This window comes from Pseudomonas sp. Pf153 (genome assembly GCF_001269775.1).
Classification (GTDB): domain Bacteria; phylum Pseudomonadota; class Gammaproteobacteria; order Pseudomonadales; family Pseudomonadaceae; genus Aquipseudomonas; species Aquipseudomonas uvaldensis.
Map to the genome: position 1 here is coordinate 640,340 of NZ_LHVL01000030.1, position 20,749 is coordinate 661,088.

The window sequence follows — 20,749 nt, forward strand, 5'->3', positions numbered from 1 at the left end:
TCAGCCCTGGATAAACGCCAGCAAATCAGCATTCAACCGGTCCTTGTGGGTATCGGTCAGGCCATGAGGCGCGCCGGGGTAGACCAGCAGTTGCGAGTTCTTGAGCAGTTTGGCGGCTGCGATACCGGCGGTTTCGATGGGGACCACCTGGTCGTCATCGCCATGGACCACCAGGGTCGGCACGTCGATGTTGCGCAGGTCTTCGGACAGATCGGTTTCCGAAAACGCCTTGATGCAGTCATAGGTGTTCTTGTGACCGGCGAGCATGCCCTGCATCCAGAACCAGTCGATCATGCCTTGGGACACCTTGGCGCCTGGACGGTTGGCGCCAAAAAATGCACTGGCCACATCTTTGTATAGCTGAGAACGGTCCGCGAGGGAGGCTTGGCGGAAACCGTCGAATACCGCGATCGGCAAGCCGCCAGGGTTGGACGCGGTCCGCACCATCAAGGGCGTCACTGCCGAGATCAGGCCTAGCTTGGCTACGCGGGCGGCACCATGCCGGCCGATGTAGCGCGCCACTTCGCCACCGCCCGTGGAAAAGCCCAGCAACACCGCGTCCTTGAGGTCCAATCGTTCGATCAATTGCGCCAGGTCATCGGCGTAGGTGTCCATGTCGTTGCCATTCCAGGGCTGGCTTGAGCGCCCATGTCCGCGACGGTCATGGGCAATCACCCGATAGCCGTTGGAGGCCAGGAACATCATCTGCGCTTCCCAACTGTCCGAGTTCAACGGCCAGCCGTGACTGAAGACCACCGGTTGACCACTGCCCCAATCCTTGTAGTAGATCTCGGTGCCATCGCGGGTGATGAAGGTGCTCATGACATGATTTCCTTGCAGTGGATGAAGGGCTACATGGTCGGTTCAGAAACGGCTCCTGCGTGAGTTAAACGTTGTTAATTTTTCCCTCTTTTTTGACGAGCAGATGTCTAGGTCGAGGGATCCGTAGCTCCTCGCCGTTGCGTTCAAAGCCAAACCTGAGGAATATAGTCGGATAAATCCCACATACCGGGACCCCGACATCGAGAACACCATGAACCACCCCCTCGACCTCGCCGTCGAACAGACCGTGCATTTCGGCCCCTATCAGGTCCACCCCCGCCAACGCTTGGTACTGGAAGCCGGGCAACCGTTGCGCCTGGGCCGGCGGGCGGTGGAGATCCTGCTGGTGCTGCTCGAACACGCCGGGCAGGTGGTCAGCAAACACCAGTTGATCGCCCGGGTCTGGCCCAAAAGCGTGGTGGAAGACACCAACCTGCGGGTGCACGTCGCCGCTCTGCGCAAGGCCCTGGGGGACGGTCAGGCCGGCCAGCGCTACATCGTCACCGTGGCCCAGCGGGGCTATAGTTTCGTGGCGCCGATTTCGTTCGCGCCGCTCGAAGAACAGACGCCCATCGCCCCTGCGTCAGTGGTCCATAACCTGCCACTGCCGAACACCCGGATGATCGGGCGCCAGGCAATCCTGGATGAGCTGGTGGCTCAACTGCCGCGCAAACGCTTCATCACCCTGGTGGGCGCGGGGGGCATCGGCAAGACCACCGTCGCCCTGCGCGTCGCCGAGCGGTTGATCGGCCGCTACCGCGACGGCACGTACCTGCTCGACCTGGCCTCGCTCAACGACCCGGCCATGATCGCGCCGAACCTGTCTGCCTTGCTGAAGCTGCCGCCTTATAACGGTGAACCGCTGGATGTCATCGTGCGCCAACTCAAGGACCAGCATCTGCTGCTGGTGATCGACAATTGCGAGCATCTGATCGATGCCGTCGCGCAATTCAGCGAAACCCTGTTGCGCGGTGCGCCCCACCTGCACATCCTGGCCACCAGTCGCGAAGACCTGCGAGCCGAAGGCGAACATATACAACGCCTGGATGCCTTGGCGTTTCCGCCCAGGGGAATGGCCATCGAAGGCTACCCCGCCCTGGAATACCCGGCACTGCAACTGTTCGCCGAACGGGCGATGGCCAGCCAGGAAAGCTTCGAGTTGACCGACCGCGAGGTTCCCCTCGTGCTCGATATCTGCCAGCGACTGGACGGCATTCCCCTGGCAATCGAGCTGGCCGCTGCGCAAATCGGCCGCTTCGGGCTTGAAGCCCTGCACCAGCAACTTCAGGACAGCGTCACCCTCCTCCACCAAGACTGCCGGGCCAGCGCACCGCGCCAACAGACCCTACAGGCCACCCTGGACTGGAGCTTCGCTCTGCTGACGCCCTGTGAGCAGGCCTGTCTGCGGCGGGTGGCGGTATTCATGGGCAGCTTCAACCTGGCATCGGCCGCGGCGGTGATCGTCGGCCCGCATATCGCGCCGGATCAGGTGCTGGTGTCTATCAGCCAGTTAGTCGCCAAATCATTGCTCAACGTGGAGCTTGGCGACGAAGAAGTGCGCTATCGCCTGTTGGACACGACCCGTAGCTATGCCCTGGAGAAACTGACCGAGGCCGGTGAGCTGTCCGCCAGCCAGGCGCGCCATGCCGAGCGCTGTCTGACACTGATGGAGCAAGCCGAGAGCGACTGGGAAAACACTCCCACTCAGCTCTGGACCGCCCGCTACGCCGACTATCGCGACGACATCCGCGCCGCGCTTGACCGGGGCCTGGCCCCACACGGCGCGCACGCCGTCGCCATTCGCCTGACCGCCCGGACTCTGCCTCTCTGGCAGGAGCTGTCCCTGCTCAAGGAGCACGGCCTGTACGTCAACAAAGCCCTGGCATTGCTGCGGGCCAGTCCCACGCCCTGCCCAAGGCTGACCCTTGCCCTGGAACTGGCCCGCGGCAGTTTCAGCTACCACACCGTAGGTGGCACATCGGCGACCATCAACGCATTCATCACCGCCCGCCAGCTTGCGCAGCAGTGCAAGGACCTGAACAGCGAGCTCCGGGCGGTCTCGGGCCACATGGCCGTCAATCTGAGTTGCGGTCATTACCAACAGGCTCTGGAGCAAAGCCGGGACTTCGACCGGTTGGGCACGCATGGCGACCCGACCCTGTCTCTGAGCACTCAGCGGCTGCGGGTACTGGCGCTGCATTTCGCCGGCAACCAGGACGCGGCCCGCCGTGACGCCGAGGAGGTGATCCAGCGCATGTCCCAAAGCGGCCATCTCAGCCGATTCACCCATGGCTTCGGCGTGCAGTACGACCAAAGCGTCGCCGCACTGACGATCCTGGCGCGAATTCTCTGGCTGCAGGGTTTTGCCGAGAAAGCCCGTCGCACTGCCAGCCTCGCGTTGCAAATCGCCTTGCAGATCAACCACGGCACCTCGATCTGCTACACCCTGGCCCTGGCCGGTTGTGTGATCGAGCATTACAACGGCAACCGTGCGATCGCCCATGAACGGCTCCAGATGCTGCGGCACCAGGCCAAGAAACATTCGGTGCTGCTGTTCGATGATTGGGCCGCTTGCTACGCCTGTGCCTTTGAGGGGGGCCCCTCGGGGGCGGATCAACTCACCACCGGTCTGATCCACGATATCGTCGTCACCCTGCGGGCTGATCTGGTCAGCCCGGAACAGATCGAACGGGCCCACCAGGGTCTGGCGGGCTGGTGCTCGGCGGAAATCCTGCGGGCCGAAGCCGAAGCACTGCTGGCAGGCAATGACCCGATACTCGAAACACGGGCTGAAGAACTACTGCACATGGCCTTGAGCATGGCCCGCGACCAGGGAGCCCTGGCCTGGGAGCTGCGCAGCGCCATGTCCCTGGCTCGGCTATGGCAACATCGGGGTCAGGAACAGGCGGCGCGGAACCTGCTCGAACCGGTTTTTCGCCGGTTCACGGAGGGCTTCGATACACCCGACCTAGTGGAGGCCGATGCGCTGCTCCAGTCCATGTCTCGGCGGCACGGGCCTTGACTGGGGCGCCCAGGCGTCCTGCAACACATAACGCCGATGATAAAGATGCCATTGGCCATTACGCTGCAGTTTTTCCAGGGCATAAGCCCGCGTGGTATGGAGCAGATAGAACCGAACCTCTTCGCCGCACGGGTCGCGCATCACCAAAGACTGCTTTACCAGTTGCGCCAACAGCGCAGGCAACTGCCCTGGGGTCAGTTCGGGACAACTGATCACCGCCATCGCCGCGTCCAGGCTGAAAGGCCCCTCGAACACCGCGAGGCGTGACAACACTGTCTGCCCGGCGGCCCCCAGGCGCTCGAAACTCCAATCCAGCGACGCTTCCAGGCTGCGGTGGCGAGCCAATGCGGTGCGCCGGCCATGGCTCAAGAGCGCCAGCCCGTCATCCAGTTGTTCAAGCACCCCCGCGACCCCTAGGACGCCCACCTGAACCGCGGCCAGCTCCAGGGCCAAAGGCAGACCATCAAGACGCTGGCACACCTGTGCAAGAGTTGCCCGCTCCCGGTCGTTGGGCTTGAACCCGTGCTGACGAGCACTCACCCGGTCAATCAGCAACTGCACCGCCGGACAGGCCAATAGCGCCTGCTGGGGCTCCAGGTCTTCGGCCACCGCCAGGCCGGGCAACTGCACGACATATTCATCGGCCAAGTCCAGGCATTCGCGACTGGTCACCAGTACCGACACTTCGGGTGCGGTCGTACGAAGCGCCAGAATCAGTTCCCGGCAGGCGTCGAGCAACCGGTCGCAGCCGTCGAGCACCAAGAGCATCCGACAGGATCCGGGCTGCAATGTCAGGGCGTCTGGCTCCAGGCCCAGCGTCTGAGCGACGTGCGCCCGCACCTGACCCGGATCCACGAGCGCATCCAGGTCAACCAACCAGACGCCGTCATGGAAATACCCCAGCAATAACTCCGCCGCCCGCAGCACGACGGTGGTCTTGCCGACACCGCCTGGCCCGATCACGGTGGTCAGGCCGTGGCGCGGCACGTCGACCAACAGCTGACCCAGTACTCTGTCCCGCCCCAGCACCGGGCTCAGGCGCGCAGGCAGGTTATGCCGTTCGCTGCGTGACGCTGAAACCGGCGAGGAAACAAAACAATAGCCACGCCGGGGATCGTTGCGAATGTACCGGCACCCGCCCGTGGTATCACGAAATGCCCGGCGCAGCGCCGCGATATGCACGCGCAGGTTGATGGCTTCGACGACACTGTCCGGCCAGACACGCGCAATCAGGGTCTGCTTGTCGACGTAGCTGCCGGCGTGTTCAGCCAAAACGTGGAGAATATCCAGGGCCCGTCCGCCCAGCGACAAGGGCCTGCCCTTGCAGGTGACCAGGCGCTGCTGCGGATGGAAGGTAAACGGACCGAAAACCACCGTCGTTTCGGTACCCGGCGTGGCGAAATTGTTCATGGGCGTTCCAGCGCCAGCAGCCAGTTTAGACATGACGCTGCACTCGACAACGTCTCCGCCCCGGCTCGAGCGCATCCTTTAAAGGGTTCACCGATTATCTTGGCAGCCACGAGCGACAGGACAATGCTGGCAAAGGACGCATCACGGACATCACGATGCCCAGGACGGACACCGTCGGCTCAACTGAACTGTTGGCGATACTGTGCCGGGGTCAAGCCAAGCTTTTCGCTGAATTGGGCGCGCATGTGCCGCACGCTGCCGAAGCCACTGCGAAAGGCCACGGTCTTGAGGGGCAAATCCGTGGCTTCCAATAGCTGACGCGCCCGGTCGATACGCGCGCCCTGGAGGAACTCCATGGGCGTCATCTTGACTTCACGGGCAAATACCCGGGCGAAGTGCCGCACACTCATGGCAGCCAGCTCGGCCATGCGCTCGACGGTGAAGGGCTCCTCCAAGTGCTCGATCACGTGGTGCTGTACCCGGGTGATGGCCGACTCCTGGGTCGCCACCGCCGCCACCAACGGGCTGAACTGCGCCTGCCCGCCCTGGCGCTTCATCACCACCAACAACACCTTGGCCACATCCAGGGCCACCTTGCGTCCGTAGTCTTGGGCGACGATAAACAAGGCCAGGTCGATACCGGCGGTGACGCCGCCGGAAGTCATCAGGCGCCGGTCCTGCAGGAAAATTCTGTCGGTTTCCACCAAGGCCTTGGGAAAACGCTGGATCAGGCGTTCGGTGTAGTGCCAGTGAGTGGTAACCCGGTACCCATCGAGCAATCCTGCGTTGCCGAGTACAAAGGCGCCGGTGCAGATGGAGCCATAGCGCGTGGCCCGTTGTGTCGCGGCCTTCAACCACGTCTGCAGCCCCGGATGCTGTTGGTTATAGGCGCCCGGCCCCCCCGGTACCAGCAACACGTCATAGGCCGCCCAGGCCTGGTCGATGTGGATATCGGCCTGCACCATCACGCCGTTTGACGCCCGCAGCGCGCCGCGCTCGGTACCCAGGGTCAGCAATTGATAACGCTGGTCCGGTTCGAGATAACGATTGGCGATGGAGAAGACTTCAAGCGGCCCCGCCATATCGAGCAGCAGAAAGTCCGGGAACAGCACCATTGCAACGGTTTTCATCAGAAAGAACGCCAGAGGATCGAAGGAAAAGCGGTAAGTTCAAATCGCTGTGATCAGAGCCTGAACACAGCGGAACCGTCGCATTATGGCGAAGCGAGGCGTAGGCTGGCGAGCTTACTTGATTGTCCACTGTAATGGGACAGTCTTTCGTTTTTGATCTACTTATTGGATTATCCGTTAACCATTAATCTTTTCCTGAACCCGGCGAACGGCCACGACCGCTCCGCCCAGAATCAGGAGAACCACCATGCTGACCCTTCGCAAAGCTTCGGACCGCGGCATCGCCCGTCACGGCTGGCTGACCTCGTTCCATACTTTTTCCTTCGCCAACTACCGTAACCTAAACGAACAGGGCTTCTCCGACCTTCTCGTCATCAACGACGACCGGGTTGCCGCAGCCAAAGGCTTTGGCCAGCATCCGCATCGGGACATGGAGATCTTTTCCTATGTGCTCGAAGGTGCGCTTGAGCACAAGGACACCCTGGGCACAGGCTCGGTCATCCGCCCGGGCGATGTGCAACTGATGAGCGCTGGCAGCGGCGTGGCCCACAGCGAGTTCAACCACAGCGATAGCGAACCGGTGCACTTCCTGCAAATCTGGATCGTGCCCGACGTCGCTGGCGCCACGCCGCGTTATCAGCAACAGCACTTCAGTACTGAGCAGAAATGCGGACGGCTGCAATTGATCATTTCGCCGGATGGAACCGACGGCTCGCTGCAGATTCGCCAGGATGCACGGGTGTATGCCGGACTGTTCGACGGCAAGCAAAGCGCCAGCCTGACACTGGCGCCCGACCGCTACGCCTATGTGCACGTGGCCCGGGGCAAGGTCGAGCTCAATGGCGTATCCCTGCAGGAAGGCGATGGCGTACGGGTTCGCGAGGAGCAGGTGCTGACATTGACCAATGGCGAGAACGCCGAGGTGTTGGTGTTCGATCTGCAACCCAGGGAATTGCCGCAGATGCCGTGACTACGGGTATAAGCCCTGGCCTTCATAATGATCAAAACATCTGAAAAAAGTCAGGCGGCCCGCTAAATTCCGGCTTTGCTAAGAGAAACATGGCGCATGGTCCAGCTTCCAGAAGCTGGACCATGCGCTTTGTCGCTTGTGCGGAGCAAGCGGGTATCCGAAGGTAGGCCAGGATTTCAGGAAAGTTCCAGGGAATTGAGTATTTCCGACCAGTGGTCAAATGTGACATCATTCTGTAGTGGTAACTTGATGTTGCAAACCACGCAAAACGATATCATTTAACTATCAGCCATCCTGTTCATTTCATGGAAGAAAACATGAAGACGGTTATGTCTCTCATTACCCTGTCCGTAGCGTGCTGCGCGACGGCGGATCCGCAACAAATCACTTATAGCTACGATGATTCGCAAGCTCAATATTTCATCGTTTCTTATGTCGAAAACGGTTCCGCCTTACGGGCCACCGTTCAGAGGCAGGGCACCTATTTCACCAACTACACCAAACTGGAACTTGATTGCGCCGAGCGCAATGTTCGCCACACAGGCATGTACAGCAGCCTTGAGGAGCTTGAAAAAGCCCAGTTTGACGAGATGCAGGGGCGGGTCGTCGATGGCTCGATCGCCGATGAGGTCGGTAAGGTGCTTTGCAAGGGCACAACCCTGACCGCCTCGCAGAGTGACGAACTGCCCGCTGCCGAACAGTCTGACGATAAAACCTGACCCCGACGCCAATAGCCTGCGGCGCTTCCCCTTCGCATTTGTTGCGGGAAGCTTCCTGACATGAATGCGGGGCCGAGACTTACCGCATCGCCTGTTTCCGCTCGAAGGTTGAACGATAACTGCCGGGCGGAACCCCGAAGAAATCCCGAAAACGTCGCTGGAAATGCGGAGAGCTGACGAAGCCCGTCGCAACGGCAATTTCCGTCACCGACCTGTTGGTTTGCTGGATCAACTGGCGAGCGCGCGTCAGGCGCAATTCCAGATAATAACGCGTCGGAGTCGCCCCGAGAAAACGACAGAAGCGCCGTTCGAGCTGGCGCTTCGAAATCTTCACACACGCAGCCAGCTCATCGATGGTCAAAGGCTCCTCGATGTTTTGCCACATCAACTCCAACGCCAGTTTCAGGCTCTCCGGCAGCGTCGGGTCGGTTTCGACGAACACCGGCGGCAAGTCGCTTTCATCGCCGGATTCATCGCAACGCAGGATCTCTTCGATGGCCCCCACCAACGCCTGCCCACCTGTCTGGCGGATCAACTGAAGCATCATGCGCAGGGAACTGTTCGCGCCCGCGCAACTGACTCGCTCCCGGTCGACGACGTAGGCCCGGCTGGACACTTTCACGCGGGGAAAGACTTCCAGCATCATCGCACGGCTTTCCGGGTGGACGGCGCACTCGAAATCATCCAATAGATTGGCGTCGGCGACGAAGAAAACGCCATTCCACAGTCCGCCCATGATCGCGCCTGACGCCGCGTTGGCCCGCAGTTTGCGCCGCAATAGGGGCACGCCTTGCAGCTTGACGCGAAAGCCCCCGGCGACGATCAGGATATCCAGGTCCTCCGGCAGTTGCGCCAGTTCGACATCGGTAGAAATGACGATGCCCAGGTCACTGGGCACCTGCCCGCCCGAAACCCCGACGGTCAGGACCTCGTAGAGGGGCCTGTCGCTCATCAGGTTGGCGGTGACCAGCGCGTCTACCGCACCGGTGAAGGACATCATCGAGAAGTTGTCCATCAAGACAAACGCGACACGAATCGGAGCCTGGTCGGTACCCGGTGAACCGAGTGGTCGATAGGCCATGTTCTTGTTTTTGAGTACGCTCTCGAATGCGCTTGGCATAGGGCCTCGTTAATGGAAGACAATCGGGCTTGCTTGACATTTGCGCCCTGGCACAGCAGTCGCAGCCGTCTTCCATACAGGAACACTGGCCACAATTACCCTGCTATTTTCCTGTGATGATGAGCAAAATCGCACCGCCGAGTAGCCCCAATGCGTCATTTTCAACACCTTCTGCGACATGACCTCGCCATACAGGAAAACCTCCCGTCCGCAAAGCCGGAGCCTGCCTAAAGTGCCTACCACTTTGGTCGATACGCTCCAGGTAGGCTCGGCGATTCCCTTGCGGGTAACTCGCGACACAGCCCATTGGTTCCGCCGAAACAACATCTATAAATACCCGCGGGAGAAGTCATGAATATCAAACAGAAGCTGACATGGGCGTTCGCGGCCATCGCCTGCCTCCCGGTCATTCTGGTAGCCGTGCTCGTCGTGCTGAACCTGCGCGACGCGGCGCAGACCAATTTCCTGGACAGCAGCAGTCGGGAAATCCGGCAGATCGATAATGGCATGAAGACTTTCTTCGATGGCATCAGCCAGAACGTGGAGTTCTTCGCCAAGGATCCGCGGATCGTCGGCGCCAAGGACCTGAAGAACTATTCCGGTGCCGACGCTGCGCAGATCCCCCTGACCGAGACCAACAAGCAGCTACTGGATATCTTCGACAGATTCGCCAAGAGCCACCCAACCACGGCTTATCTTTCCGTGGGGCTGGCCGACGGCGGCTATGCCAGTTGGCCTGACGATCCCAAGATTTCCAACTATGACCCCCGCGTGCGCCCTTGGTACAAGGCCGCCGTGGCCGCTCCAGGCACCACCGTGCGTACGGATGCCTATTACTGGGCGCCGGATGATGTGTCGCTGATCGGCATCGTGCACACCATCGCCGACGCCAGCGGCAAGCTGGTGGGCGTCGTCGGCCTGGACGTGTCGCTCAAGCAACTGACCGAACTGGTCAAGAACATCAAGCTGGGGGAAAGCGGCTATCTGATGCTGGTCGAGGCCAATGGCAACGTCCTGGTGGACGCTGGCGATGCCAAGCACAACTTCAAGCCGCTGGCCGACCTTGGCCCCAACTATGCTGCACTGGCCAAGAGCAGCGACGGCGTCACCCAGATCGAGATCGATGGCGTGCCTTACATGGCCAACGTAGTCAGCTCCAAAGGCTTGGGCTGGCGCTTCATCGGCCTGATCAAGCGTGATGAGGTGATGGCCCAGGCTTCTAGCCTGACCTGGTTGATCGCGCTCATTGCTGCCGTATTGGCCGTAGTCTTTGCTCTCGTGGGTGCAAGCTTCGCCCGCGTGATCGTGCGGCCGATTCGCGGCGTCGCCGATGGCCTGCAGGAAATCGCCGAAGGTGAAGGCGACCTCACCCGTCAGCTCAAAGTGCAAGGCAAGGATGAAACGGCCACCCTGGCGAGCTGGTTCAACCAATTCCTGGGCATGATCGCGCAGCTGGTGCAGCGCATCGGCAGCGCCTCGTCCGATTTGCAGAGTGCCGCCGCCGACACCAGCGAAGTGGCTTCGAACATGAACGAAGCCGCCGGGCGCCAGCGTCAGGCGGTGGAACTGGTGAGCACCGCCTTCAACGAGATGGTCGCGACCGCCAACGAAGTGGCCCGATCCTGCAGCCAGGCAGCCTCCAGCGCGGACACGGGCTACCGGGATGTACATGACGGCCAGCACCATATCGGCGAAGCCACTGGCAGCGTCCTGAAACTGAGCGAAGACTTGCAGCAGTCGACCCAGACCATGCAGGCACTCGAGCAAGACAGCAAGAATATCAACACGATTCTCGACACCATCCGCTCCATCGCCGAGCAGACCAACCTGCTGGCTCTCAACGCCGCCATCGAAGCCGCGCGTGCTGGGGACCAAGGGCGCGGGTTCGCCGTGGTGGCTGATGAGGTCCGGGCCCTGGCACGGCGCACCGCTGACTCCACCGGCGAGATCGACAGCCTGCTCGGCAACCTCGCCCGACGCACCCAGGAAGTGACCCAGCAGATGCAGACCAGCCTGCAAGTGTCGCAAACCAGTGTCGAGCGCATCCAACAGGCCCGCGACAGCTTCGACAAGATCCGCAACTCGGTGGACTCGATCCGCGACCAGAACACCCAGATCGCCACGGCGGCGGAGCAACAACACCAAGTGGCGGAGGACATCAACCGGCACATCGCACAGATCCATGCCGATGCACAACTGGTCGAAGAATTTGCCCACACCGCCCAAACCGGCTCCGGCCGCCTGACAGACATTTCCAGTCAGCTCAAGGGATTGGTAGGTCGGTTCAAGTTCTAAATACAGAGCCTGGAACAAGCCTGTGGGAGCCAAGCCTTCCTCCCACAGGACCGGGTCAATCCGCATGTTCTATCCTTGAACTCAAGCCCTCACGCTTGAGACTGCCAATGCCCGCCTCCGAATCCGCCCTCCTCCAGAGTTGGCAGCACAACGCGCAAGCCTGGATCGAAGCCGTCCGCACCGGCGCCATTGAAAGTCGTCGCGAAGTCACTGACCAAGCCATCCTGCTGGCGATACTCAGCCGCCAGCCCGAACGAGTGCTCGACCTCGGATGCGGTGAGGGCTGGCTATTGCGCGCCCTGGCCAAACGGGCCATCGAAGCCGTCGGCGTGGATGGCGACGCAACCTTGGTGGAGGCCTCACGGGCAGCCGGTTCTTCCCTCGTGTATCTGGCCAGCTATGACGCGCTGGTGCACACGCAGGTGGATATCGGCAGCGATTACGACCTGATCTGCGCCAACTTCGCCCTGCTGCACCAGGACATCATCCCCCTGCTCAGCGCCCTGAAAGCCCTGCTCGCTCCAAGTGGCGCCCTGGTGATCCAGACCTTGCATCCCTGGGCTACGGCAGCAGGCGATTATCAGGATGGCTGGCGGCAGGAAACCTTCAGCGGATTCAAAGGACAATGGCAACCCATGCCGTGGTATTTCCGCACGCTTTCCAGCTGGCTCAATGCGCTGGACATGGCAGGCTTTCGCTTGACTGGGTTGCAGGAGCCACAGCATCCGCAGAGCGCGGCGCCGCAGTCATTGTTGATCGTGGCCGAATAACGAACGGAAACTGAAATTGAACGGGCGTTGGCGTTGCTCCAGCAATCCGCCCCCTTGACCAGATGATTGACAATCCTGATCTCAAAAACTCAAACCTCCTGCCGATACCCATGACAAGAGTAACGATTGGACTACAGCATTGAGGCGGCAGTCATGACAGAGATTTATTTGCTGATAGCACACAGCACAGACCAAGGCGAACCTTATGTCCTCGGTTGGTTCGACGACCGACACAAAGCCAGGGAAGTCGCCGAGCAGAAAGAATGGGAGGCCTATCGCGCCAGCCTGAAGGCCGGGCATCTATGGTCAACCCAAAAACCGCTGGCACCCGATCAGACCGACTATCGCCGCTACTGGATCAAGACCATTTCGAAGTTTGATCATGTTCCAGTGCCGAGATCCTTGGCGCTGCATTGATCTTCCCTGGCGATAATTCAACGAAACGGGTTGTTTATTGCAGACATGAAAAAGCCCAATCTTTGCAGATTGGGCTAAGTCATTGAAAAATATGGTCGGGACGGAGTGATTCGAACACTCGACCCCTAGCACCCCATCTCGTTTTTCATACTTCTTGAAAGACTCCAAAATTTTACTCTGGATTTTTCTAAGCTAGTATTTACTTGAGCTCCAGCGGTGTTCTGCTCTACGAGAGTCCAGTAACGTCCATCAAGAGCCGACGTTTTTGTGGGGGCAAAAGTAGGGGGAACCCATCTTATGGCCAAAATCACCATCAAAGAACTCGAGTCGCTGACCGCCAATGATGCCGGCCGGATCCTCAGGGAGGATGGCAATCTCGCCGGTCGAATTTCAGTCCGTAAGGACGGCGTGTCGGTCAGCTTTTTCTATCGGTATCGCTGGGGCGACCAAAAAAAAGAGTACGCCTGCGGAACCTGGCCGCGCAAATCCCTGACGGACATCCGCAAGGCCCGTAACCAGGCCAGGGCGCTCATTGATGAGCAGATCAATCCCAATGAACACAAGAAAGCTGCCAAGGCACAAGCATACGCCGCGGCTAACATAGAGGCCGAACAAGCAAAAACCGCGAAGGTGAAAATGCTGACCGTCCAAGATCTGGCCCAGGCCTGGCTGTTGGATGGCGTGGCGCGAAAAGACGGCAATGCCGAGTTACAGCGTCGTTTTAACAAGGACCTTTTGCCAGCACTCGGCAAGACCGCAGTGAGCAGTGTCTCCGAACACGATGTTCGGGCTCTGATCCGGGCCGTGATCAACCGCGGCGCTCACCGGCAAGCCATCAGTTTCTTCGCCGACCTTACTCAGATGTTCGGTTGGGCCAGAAAGCGCCAACCTTGGCGGGCCTTATTGATCGAGGGTGATCCAACTGAGCTAGTCGACATCTCCCCCTTGATCCCGGCCGACTACGAGGCCGAAAGAAGCCGCGTCCTTTCATCGGCAGAGCTGTTGGAACTGCACAACCGTTTCCAACAAATGACAGCCGATTACAACGCCCTCCCCGCCGGTCAGAAATACGACGGCATTCGACCATTAAAAAAGGAAACCCAACTGGCGCTCTGGATTAGCCTGGGCACGCTGTGCCGGATTGGCGAGTTGCTGCAGGCCGAATGGAAAAATGTCGATCTGGACCGGCAGACTTGGTTCCTTCCCAGTGAAAACGTCAAAGGCACACGGGGCAAGAAGCAGGACCACCATGTCTTCCTCTCTCCCTTTGCCCTGCATTTTTTTCAGGAACTCAAGACCCTGACGGGGCATTCCCAGTGGTGCTTCCCCAACAAGCAGGATGATGGGCATGTGGACGTGAAAGTGGTGAGCAAACAGGTCGGCGATCGCCAGGCCCGATTCAAAAACCGCAAGGCCCTCTCACGACGGCGTCACGACGATACCCTGGTGCTCGCCGACGGCCAGAACGGCGACTGGACGCCACATGACCTGCGCCGTACCGGGGCGACCATGATGCAAGCCTTAGGCGTTAGTCTGGATGTCATCGATCGCTGCCAAAATCATGTCCTGGCCGGCTCTCGGGTGAGACGTCATTACTTGCATCACGACTATGCCGAAGAGAAGAAAAACGCCTGGAACCTGTTGGGCGATCGGCTCAGTGCGGTGTTGTCCTCGAACTACGAGCACACGCCAAACGAGTCGATGTTGTCTTTTCCAGTGTACGCGGCGCCAGAGACGCGAACACCGTCATAGGCAATTGCGTCCATAGCCTCCCGGAATTTAACATCCGCGACACACCGTGTTATGGCCTTAAATTCGCGACGAGCAAAGGTGACAGACCGCATGTACACATTCGTGAGCTTCACCGTCGCGGAACTGTTCGAAAAAGTATGGCAAACACCCATGGTCAAATTGGCCCACGAAATTGGTGTTTCCGACGTCGCCGTCGCCAAGGCTTGTCGCAAAGCCGGCATCCCTCTCCCGTGGCCACTGGGCCAAATCGGAAAAGCAGCGACAACGCAAACCCAAACCTCCTCGGGTCGAAGGCAATGTCCAGTTCCAAGTGCTCGACCGTGACAGTTCGCTCGTCACGGCTGGCACTGATTTGAAGTCACCTATAGTCCGGCGAACGATTGAAGCCTCCTACCAATTAACCGAGCCTCACGCGCTAGTAAGTCAATGGCTAAAGAGCGCAAAAACATCGAAGGTCAAGGGCGGCTAAATGATCTTTGGAGTCCAAAAGCAGGAGAACACTGGCCTTTTTTAAGATTTCGATATCCCGGTCTTTCTGCCTGAGCAGGGCCTTGAGTTCCTGGATGTGTCTTTGGTCAGCGGTAATGGCCTTTGTGCCAACTAGCGTCGAACCGGCGCGCTCTTTTCTGACTTGCTCAACCCAGCGGCGCAGGGCAGTCGGGCCGATATCGAAGTTGGCACAGACTCCAAGAATGGGCTGTTCTTCATCAAGCACCATGCTTGCAGCTTTGAGTTTGAACTCACTCGAATAGGACTTTCACATCATCATGCACACCTTAGATTTGGGCCCCATCATAGCGCCCTATTGATGTGTCCAAATTCATTAGGCCAGTTCAAACGGGCTCCTGAAAGGAATCGGGAGCACAGCATCCGACATCAGCTCAGTGCTTTGAATGTGGGGTTTATGGAGCGCTTACAAATTTTTCTTAGGATAGCAATCTGATTTCGTGTTGTGAGGATCATAACGAAGAGTCGATGGGGTCAGAAACCTCATTTGACCGTGATTGATGGTGTCGACGCGCAGACCGAAGGCCTCGACAGCGATACTCCTCTAAGAATGGAGGAGGCTGAGCTGGTGCTAGAGCTTGCTCCGATACGATGGCGCCGCCTTAGGCAAACGTTATGCTTAGGGGCGGGCCTGCACCTTTGTCATAGTGTGGATAACGTTGATCATCACATTCTCCTCGTGCAACCGCCGCTAGCAGCAGGCTCTTCTAGGATGAGATAACTGGGAAGATTGACTGTAGGTGAGTTCGCCGAGCGCTTACAATACAGCGTAACGCTTACAGAGCATCATCCCACATGCAAGCTTATGCCGAAACGGAGTCTGGAAGCTCTGCTCTGCATTAGAGAGTCCGCTGCGTAAGTCGTTTCCAACGCTACACTAATCAGCGTCGACCACTCATCTTGCCGAAGAATGGTCGACGCGTCACAATGCCCGGAGTGGATTGTTTAAATCAACACCATAGACGTGACGGTGTGCAATTACGTGTGCTTTATCATCACATGACGCACAGCGGTGTAGTCTTCCAATCCATAAATCGACAAATCCTTGCCATAACCAGATTGTTTCTGCCCGCCGTGTGGCATTTCATAGGTCAGGGTGAAATGGGTATTAACCCAGGTGCAACCGTATTGAAGGCGCGCGGACAAACGATGTGCACGGCCTACGTCGCCAGTCCAAACAGATGATGCCAAACCGTACTTAGAGTCGTTAGCCCAGTTCAAGACCTCGTCCTCGTGACTGAATTTGGTTACAGAGACAACTGGGCCAAATACTTCGCACTGGACAATTTCATCGTCTTGCTTGGCATCCGCGATTACGGTCGGTTGGAAGAAGAAACCAGGGCCTTCAACTGCTTTACCACCCGTCGTGATACGGATGTGTGGTTGCGCCGCCGCTCGCTCCACAAAACCTCTCACGTGATCGCGATGATGAGCAGTGATCAGTGGGCCTAACTCAACTCCCTCTTCGTCCTGAAGTCCCATACGGATCGTGCTAACAGCCTCAGTCAGCTTCTCCACGAATTGATCATAAACTCCCTCTTGGACATAAAGCCGCGTGGCAGCACAACAATCCTGGCCCGCGTTGTAGAAACCAAAAGTACGGATTCCCTCCACGACAGCATCGATGTCTGCATCGTCAAAAACAATAACAGGTGCTTTACCGCCCAGCTCCATGTGCATGCGCTTAACGTCGTTACTCGTATCCGAGATGATGCGGGAGCCTGTCGCGACTGAGCCCGTTAGAGAAACCATTCTCACCAAAGGGTGTGTGGTTAGAGGGGAGCCTACCGAAGCGCCACGACCAAAAACGACGTTTAAGACGCCCGCAGGAAGAATTTTGCAAACAAGCTCAGCCAACCGGAGGGCTGTCAGTGGGGTCTGCTCTGACGGCTTGAGCACTACAGTATTACCGGCCACCAATGCTGGAGCAATCTTCCAAGCCACCATCATCAACGGATAGTTCCAGGGAGCAATGGAAGCAATGACGCCAATCGCGTCACGACGAATCATCGATGTGTGGCCAGGCACATACTCACCTGCAGCGATACCCGTTAAACAACGTGCCGCGCCCGCGAAGTAACGGAAGACATCCGAAACGCCAGGGAGCTCATCGTTGAGCACCGTTTGATATGGCTTACCACAATTGATAGATTCAAGACGCGCCAGTTCTTCAGCGTTTTGATCAATCACGTCAGCTATCTGCAGTAATAGCGCCGAGCGATCTTTTGGGGACACCTGTGACCACTGACCAAAAGCCTGATTAGCCGCAACGACTGCGCTATTTACCTGCTCGGAAGTAGCTTCATGAATCATCACAACGAGCTCCCCGGTCGCAGGGTTCAACACCTTTTGCGAATCGCCTTGACCGGAAATCAATTCACCATTTACAAGAAGTTTAGTTTGCATTGTTCTCACCAATTTTAATGTTGTTTTTGCACACCTCAAACATCTTATTCACCGCCCCCTATAACAGCCTAGATGAGTTATATCATCAAAGAAAAGCGTCACCCCATAGCGAGATGTAGCAACTCTCTACGAGCTACCTGGCGTTCAAAATGTCAACCGCTTAGCAGTGAGGATACTCAGCCGAACCTCACTTTACCTCTGATTAACCTAGCAGAACCACCGAGACATAAAGTCGAGCTTTAATGGGTAGTCCAGCCTAAGAAACTCGATGATTCTCTACACTGTCGCTATGGCTCTATTATTCAGAGAAGTGGGCTGCCCCTTAACTGAAACTTGTCCCTCAGTTAGAGCTTTTCGGATTGCAATCTGTCGCGCGCGCTCCGCACGCCAACCGAAGTACCAGATCAATACGGTTACCATCGACACAGAAAGCAAAATCAAGCTGGCTACCGCGTTGATTTCAGGCTTCACACCCATACGCACAGCGGAAAATACTTCCATTGGCAGCGTCGTCGAGCCTGGGCCAGACACGAAGCTAGCAAGCACCAAGTCATCCAGCGACAGTGCGAAAGACATCATGCCCCCCGCCGCAAGTGACGGCGCAATCATCGGGATAGTGATCAGGAAAAATACCTTCCATGGCTTTGCTCCCAAGTCCATAGCGGCCTCCTCAATCGACAGATCTAGCTCACGTAGACGGGCCGACACCACTACCGCCACATAAGCCGCGCAGAACGTGGTGTGCGCGATCCAGATAGTGACGATGCCACGTTCTTGGGGCCAACCAATCAACTGAGCCATAGCGACGAAGAGGAGCAGCAGCGATAAACCAGTGATGACTTCGGGCATCACCAGAGGCGCGGTGACCAAACCACCAAATAGGGTTCGCCCCTTGAAGCGGGTGACCCGGGTCAGCACGAACGCCGCCAGGGTACCAAGCGCTACTGCCGCCACAGCCGTGTAGCAGGCGATTTCCAGCGAGCGCATCACCGACCCCATCAGTTGGGTGTTATCGAGCAGGCCAACGTACCACTTGATCGACCAGCCGCCCCAGACCGTCACCAGCTTGGAGGCGTTGAAAGAATAGATCACCAGGATCAGCATGGGCAGGTAAATGAACAACAAGCCAAATACCAGCACTAGCTTGGAAAATCCGAAACGTTTCATGCCCTGCCCTCCATCTCTTTTGCCTGGCTGCGGTTGAACAGCAGGATTGGCACGATCAGAATTGCCAGCATTACCACCGCGAGGGCAGACGCCACTGGCCAGTCACGGTTATTGAAGAACTCCTGCCACAGTACTTTACCGATCATCAGGGTTTCCGGGCCGCCCAGCAGCTCAGGAATTACGAACTCACCCACCACCGGGATGAACACCAGCATGCAGCCGGCGATGATGCCGTTCTTCGACAGCGGCACGGTGATCCTCCAGAAGCTGTTAACGGTGCTCGAACCTAGATCAGATGCGGCTTCGAGCAGACTCTGGTCGTGTTTCACCAAGTTAGCGAACAGCGGCAAGATCATAAATGGCAGGTACGAATAGACCACGCCGATGTACACCGCCAGGTTCGTGTTGAGGATCTGCAGCGGCTGTTCGATCAGCCCCAGCCACAGCAAGAAGCTGTTGAGCAGCCCGTTGTTGCTGAGGATGCCCATCCAGGCATACACCCGAATCAGAATCGCAGTCCAAGTCGGCATCATGATCAGCAACAGCAAAACTGTTTGGGTCTCTTTTTTGGCGTTGGCGATGGCGTAGGCCATCGGGTAGCCGATAAGCAAGCAAAGCAGGGTGCTGAAGAAGGCCATCTTCAGCGAGCCCAGATAGGCCGAGATGTAAAGCTCATCCTCGGTCAACAGGCCGTAGTTGGCGAGGTTGAGCACCAACTGGATCTTGTCTTCGACGTATGTGTAGATTTCGGTATACGGCGGGATCGTCACGGCGGCTTCGGCGAAGCTGATTTTCAACACAATGAAGAACGGCAGCATGAAGAACAGGAACAGCCAGATGAAAGGAACTCCGATCACCAGGTGCCGCCCCTCAGGGGTAATGCGCTGGAAGGCTCGCTTGAGCTTACGGATTTTCATGACCGCAGTACCACGCCGCTGTCGTCTTCCCACCACACGTACACCTGATCACCCCACGTCGGACGCGCGCCTTGGCGTTCGGCGTTAGCGACGAACGACTGGACGATTTTGCCGCTAGGCAGTTCGACGTAGAAAACTGAGTGGCCACCAAGGTAGGCAATATCATGGATTTTTCCGCGTGACCAATTGTGCTCGAACTCCGGCTGACGGGTCGTAACCATCAGCTTTTCGGGGCGGAGTGCGTAGGTAATGCGTTTATCCTCGACGGAGGTTGAAATACCATGACCGACATAGACTTTGCGCTCCAATTCCGAAGACGCAATCAGCGCATGCCCCTCGGCGTCGTCTACCACATCACCTTCAAAAAGGTTAACGTTACCGATGAACTCACAGACCAAGCGACTGGTGGGGGTCTCGTAAATGTCCACCGGCGAACCGATCTGGGCGATCCAGCCTAGGTGCATGATGGCGATGCGCTGGGCCATGGTCATGGCCTCTTCTTGATCGTGAGTCACCATCACGCAGGTCACGCCGACTCGCTCAATGATTTCCACCAGTTCCAGCTGCATCTGCGAACGCAGTTTCTTGTCCAGTGCGCCCATAGGCTCGTCAAGCAGCAGCAGCTTGGGACGTTTGGCGAGGGAGCGGGCCAGGGCCACGCGCTGACGCTGGCCACCAGAAAGCTGATGCGGCTTGCGCTTGGCGTACTGGGTCATATGAACCAGCTTGAGCATCTCGCCAACACGAGCTTCGATCTCCGCCTTAGACATCTTGTCCTGCTGCAGACCAAAGGCAATGTTCTGCGCCACGGTCATGTGCGGGAATAATGCGTAGGACTGGAACATCATGTTGATAGGTCGTTCGTACGGCGGGATGTCTGTGATATCGACGCCATCGAGGAAAATACGCCCTTCAGTCGGACGCTCGAAACCGGCCAGCATGCGAAGCAAGGTCGATTTACCCGAGCCAGACCCCCCAAGCAAAGCGAAGATTTCACCCTTCCGGATTTCCAGAGAAACATCATCTACAGCGATCGTCTCATCGAATTTCTTTGACACGCGATCCACTCTTACAAGAACACTTTTGCTCTGTAGAGGTGTTCCAAAATCTTCGCTAGGTTTATCGCAAGCAACATTCATATTATTATACTCCTGCATCACCGGCGGCACGCACTCTGACATACCTTAATTCGGCATCAGCCTAATGAAACTCAAAAACCATACTCGATAAGATGTGTTCCAGTGAGAAAACGAACACTAATTCCTGTCGTCGGAGACCACCGTTCAGATAGCCAAACCGACAACACACCTCGAACCCCAGGACTT

Annotated in this window: 16 protein-coding genes and 1 pseudogene; 8 read left to right on the forward strand and 9 right to left on the reverse strand. The window is 57.9% G+C overall.

The window, feature by feature from the left end; genetic code table 11:
- A complete protein-coding gene (locus tag AD666_RS24025) occupies window positions 1-822 on the reverse strand; it encodes an alpha/beta fold hydrolase (RefSeq protein WP_053157869.1) in 822 nt (273 codons plus the stop codon).
- A gap of 211 nt (window positions 823-1,033) precedes the next feature.
- Between AD666_RS24025 and AD666_RS24030 the strand changes: the two genes are divergently transcribed.
- The gene (locus AD666_RS24030; RefSeq protein WP_053157873.1) at window positions 1,034-3,844 is read left to right on the forward strand and encodes a winged helix-turn-helix domain-containing protein; all 2,811 of its coding nucleotides are present in this window, start codon (window positions 1,034-1,036) and stop codon (window positions 3,842-3,844) included.
- Here the strand turns inward: AD666_RS24030 and AD666_RS24035 are convergent.
- A complete protein-coding gene (locus AD666_RS24035; RefSeq protein ID WP_053157877.1) occupies window positions 3,791-5,254 on the reverse strand; it encodes a winged helix-turn-helix domain-containing protein in 1,464 nt (487 codons plus the stop codon). The genes AD666_RS24030 and AD666_RS24035 overlap by 54 nt on opposite strands.
- 179 nt (window positions 5,255-5,433) lie before the next feature.
- Window positions 5,434-6,384 (reverse strand): GlxA family transcriptional regulator, encoded by a 951-nt coding sequence (locus tag AD666_RS24040; protein WP_053157882.1) that lies wholly within the window; start codon window positions 6,382-6,384, stop codon window positions 5,434-5,436.
- Window positions 6,385-6,631: 247 nt separating this feature from the next.
- Here AD666_RS24040 and AD666_RS24045 point away from each other — a divergent pair, with 247 nt between their 5' ends.
- Together AD666_RS24045 and AD666_RS24050 are read left to right on the forward strand one after the other, a co-directional pair.
- A complete protein-coding gene (locus AD666_RS24045) occupies window positions 6,632-7,354 on the forward strand; it encodes a pirin family protein (RefSeq protein ID WP_053157885.1) in 723 nt (240 codons plus the stop codon).
- 317 nt (window positions 7,355-7,671) lie between these two features.
- Window positions 7,672-8,073 (forward strand): hypothetical protein, encoded by a 402-nt coding sequence (locus AD666_RS24050; RefSeq protein ID WP_053157888.1) that lies wholly within the window; start codon window positions 7,672-7,674, stop codon window positions 8,071-8,073.
- Between the two features lie 79 nt (window positions 8,074-8,152).
- On the opposite strand, the gene AD666_RS24055 is transcribed toward AD666_RS24050, so the two are convergent.
- Window positions 8,153-9,193 carry a GlxA family transcriptional regulator gene (locus tag AD666_RS24055; RefSeq protein WP_053157890.1) on the reverse strand — a complete coding sequence of 347 codons (1,041 nt, stop codon included), beginning with the start codon at window positions 9,191-9,193 and terminating at the stop codon, window positions 8,153-8,155.
- Between the two features lie 351 nt (window positions 9,194-9,544).
- Between AD666_RS24055 and AD666_RS27080 the strand changes: the two are divergent.
- From AD666_RS27080 to AD666_RS24075, 5 genes and pseudogenes are all read left to right on the forward strand, one after another.
- Window positions 9,545-10,627, forward strand: a pseudogene (locus tag AD666_RS27080) (cache domain-containing protein); the annotation flags it as partial.
- Between the two features lie 93 nt (window positions 10,628-10,720).
- Window positions 10,721-11,488 (forward strand): methyl-accepting chemotaxis protein, encoded by a 768-nt coding sequence (locus tag AD666_RS27085; RefSeq protein WP_371259630.1) that lies wholly within the window; start codon window positions 10,721-10,723, stop codon window positions 11,486-11,488.
- 107 nt (window positions 11,489-11,595) lie between these two features.
- A complete protein-coding gene (locus AD666_RS24065) occupies window positions 11,596-12,258 on the forward strand; it encodes a trans-aconitate 2-methyltransferase (protein ID WP_053157896.1) in 663 nt (220 codons plus the stop codon).
- A gap of 153 nt (window positions 12,259-12,411) precedes the next feature.
- Complete coding sequence (locus tag AD666_RS24070; RefSeq protein ID WP_053158862.1) at window positions 12,412-12,675, forward strand: hypothetical protein; 264 nt, start codon at window positions 12,412-12,414, stop codon at window positions 12,673-12,675.
- A 297-nt stretch (window positions 12,676-12,972) separates the two neighbouring features.
- Complete coding sequence (locus tag AD666_RS24075) at window positions 12,973-14,427, forward strand: site-specific integrase (protein WP_053157898.1); 1,455 nt, start codon at window positions 12,973-12,975, stop codon at window positions 14,425-14,427.
- A gap of 430 nt (window positions 14,428-14,857) precedes the next feature.
- On the opposite strand, the gene AD666_RS24080 is transcribed toward AD666_RS24075, so the two are convergent.
- The 5 genes from AD666_RS24080 to AD666_RS24100 all read right to left on the reverse strand — a co-directional run bounded on the left by AD666_RS24080 (window position 14,858) and on the right by AD666_RS24100 (window position 20,563).
- A complete protein-coding gene (locus AD666_RS24080) occupies window positions 14,858-15,145 on the reverse strand; it encodes a hypothetical protein (protein WP_256222795.1) in 288 nt (95 codons plus the stop codon).
- Between the two features lie 767 nt (window positions 15,146-15,912).
- Entirely contained in the window at window positions 15,913-17,340 is a 1,428-nt protein-coding gene (locus AD666_RS24085; protein WP_053157901.1) for a gamma-aminobutyraldehyde dehydrogenase, read from the reverse strand.
- A gap of 276 nt (window positions 17,341-17,616) precedes the next feature.
- Complete coding sequence (locus AD666_RS24090) at window positions 17,617-18,507, reverse strand: ABC transporter permease subunit (protein ID WP_053157904.1); 891 nt, start codon at window positions 18,505-18,507, stop codon at window positions 17,617-17,619.
- Window positions 18,504-19,424 carry an ABC transporter permease subunit gene (locus AD666_RS24095; protein WP_053157907.1) on the reverse strand — a complete coding sequence of 307 codons (921 nt, stop codon included), beginning with the start codon at window positions 19,422-19,424 and terminating at the stop codon, window positions 18,504-18,506. The genes AD666_RS24090 and AD666_RS24095 overlap by 4 nt, the downstream gene beginning before the upstream one ends.
- A complete protein-coding gene (locus tag AD666_RS24100; protein WP_053157910.1) occupies window positions 19,421-20,563 on the reverse strand; it encodes an ABC transporter ATP-binding protein in 1,143 nt (380 codons plus the stop codon). The genes AD666_RS24095 and AD666_RS24100 overlap by 4 nt, the downstream gene beginning before the upstream one ends.
- Between the last annotated feature and the right edge of the window lie 186 nt (window positions 20,564-20,749).

Excerpts from the sequence above, each read along its gene's own strand:
- AD666_RS24090 (WP_053157904.1), bottom strand. The coding sequence starts at position 18,507 with ATGAAACGTTTCGGATTTTCCAAGCTAGTGCTGGTATTTGGCTTGTTG.
- AD666_RS24080 (WP_256222795.1), bottom strand. The coding sequence starts at position 15,145 with ATGGTGCTTGATGAAGAACAGCCCATTCTTGGAGTCTGTGCCAACTTC.
- AD666_RS24100 (WP_053157910.1), bottom strand. The coding sequence starts at position 20,563 with ATGAATGTTGCTTGCGATAAACCTAGCGAAGATTTTGGAACACCTCTA.
- AD666_RS24075 (WP_053157898.1), top strand. The coding sequence starts at position 12,973 with ATGGCCAAAATCACCATCAAAGAACTCGAGTCGCTGACCGCCAATGAT.
- AD666_RS24050 (WP_053157888.1), top strand. The coding sequence starts at position 7,672 with ATGAAGACGGTTATGTCTCTCATTACCCTGTCCGTAGCGTGCTGCGCG.
- AD666_RS24085 (WP_053157901.1), bottom strand. The coding sequence starts at position 17,340 with ATGCAAACTAAACTTCTTGTAAATGGTGAATTGATTTCCGGTCAAGGC.
- AD666_RS24030 (WP_053157873.1), top strand. The coding sequence starts at position 1,034 with ATGAACCACCCCCTCGACCTCGCCGTCGAACAGACCGTGCATTTCGGC.
- AD666_RS24040 (WP_053157882.1), bottom strand. The coding sequence starts at position 6,384 with ATGAAAACCGTTGCAATGGTGCTGTTCCCGGACTTTCTGCTGCTCGAT.
- AD666_RS24065 (WP_053157896.1), top strand. The coding sequence starts at position 11,596 with ATGCCCGCCTCCGAATCCGCCCTCCTCCAGAGTTGGCAGCACAACGCG.
- AD666_RS24035 (WP_053157877.1), bottom strand. The coding sequence starts at position 5,254 with ATGAACAATTTCGCCACGCCGGGTACCGAAACGACGGTGGTTTTCGGT.
- AD666_RS24055 (WP_053157890.1), bottom strand. The coding sequence starts at position 9,193 with ATGCCAAGCGCATTCGAGAGCGTACTCAAAAACAAGAACATGGCCTAT.
- AD666_RS24025 (WP_053157869.1), bottom strand. The coding sequence starts at position 822 with ATGAGCACCTTCATCACCCGCGATGGCACCGAGATCTACTACAAGGAT.
- AD666_RS24095 (WP_053157907.1), bottom strand. The coding sequence starts at position 19,424 with ATGAAAATCCGTAAGCTCAAGCGAGCCTTCCAGCGCATTACCCCTGAG.
- AD666_RS24070 (WP_053158862.1), top strand. The coding sequence starts at position 12,412 with ATGACAGAGATTTATTTGCTGATAGCACACAGCACAGACCAAGGCGAA.
- AD666_RS24045 (WP_053157885.1), top strand. The coding sequence starts at position 6,632 with ATGCTGACCCTTCGCAAAGCTTCGGACCGCGGCATCGCCCGTCACGGC.
- AD666_RS27085 (WP_371259630.1), top strand. The coding sequence starts at position 10,721 with ATGAACGAAGCCGCCGGGCGCCAGCGTCAGGCGGTGGAACTGGTGAGC.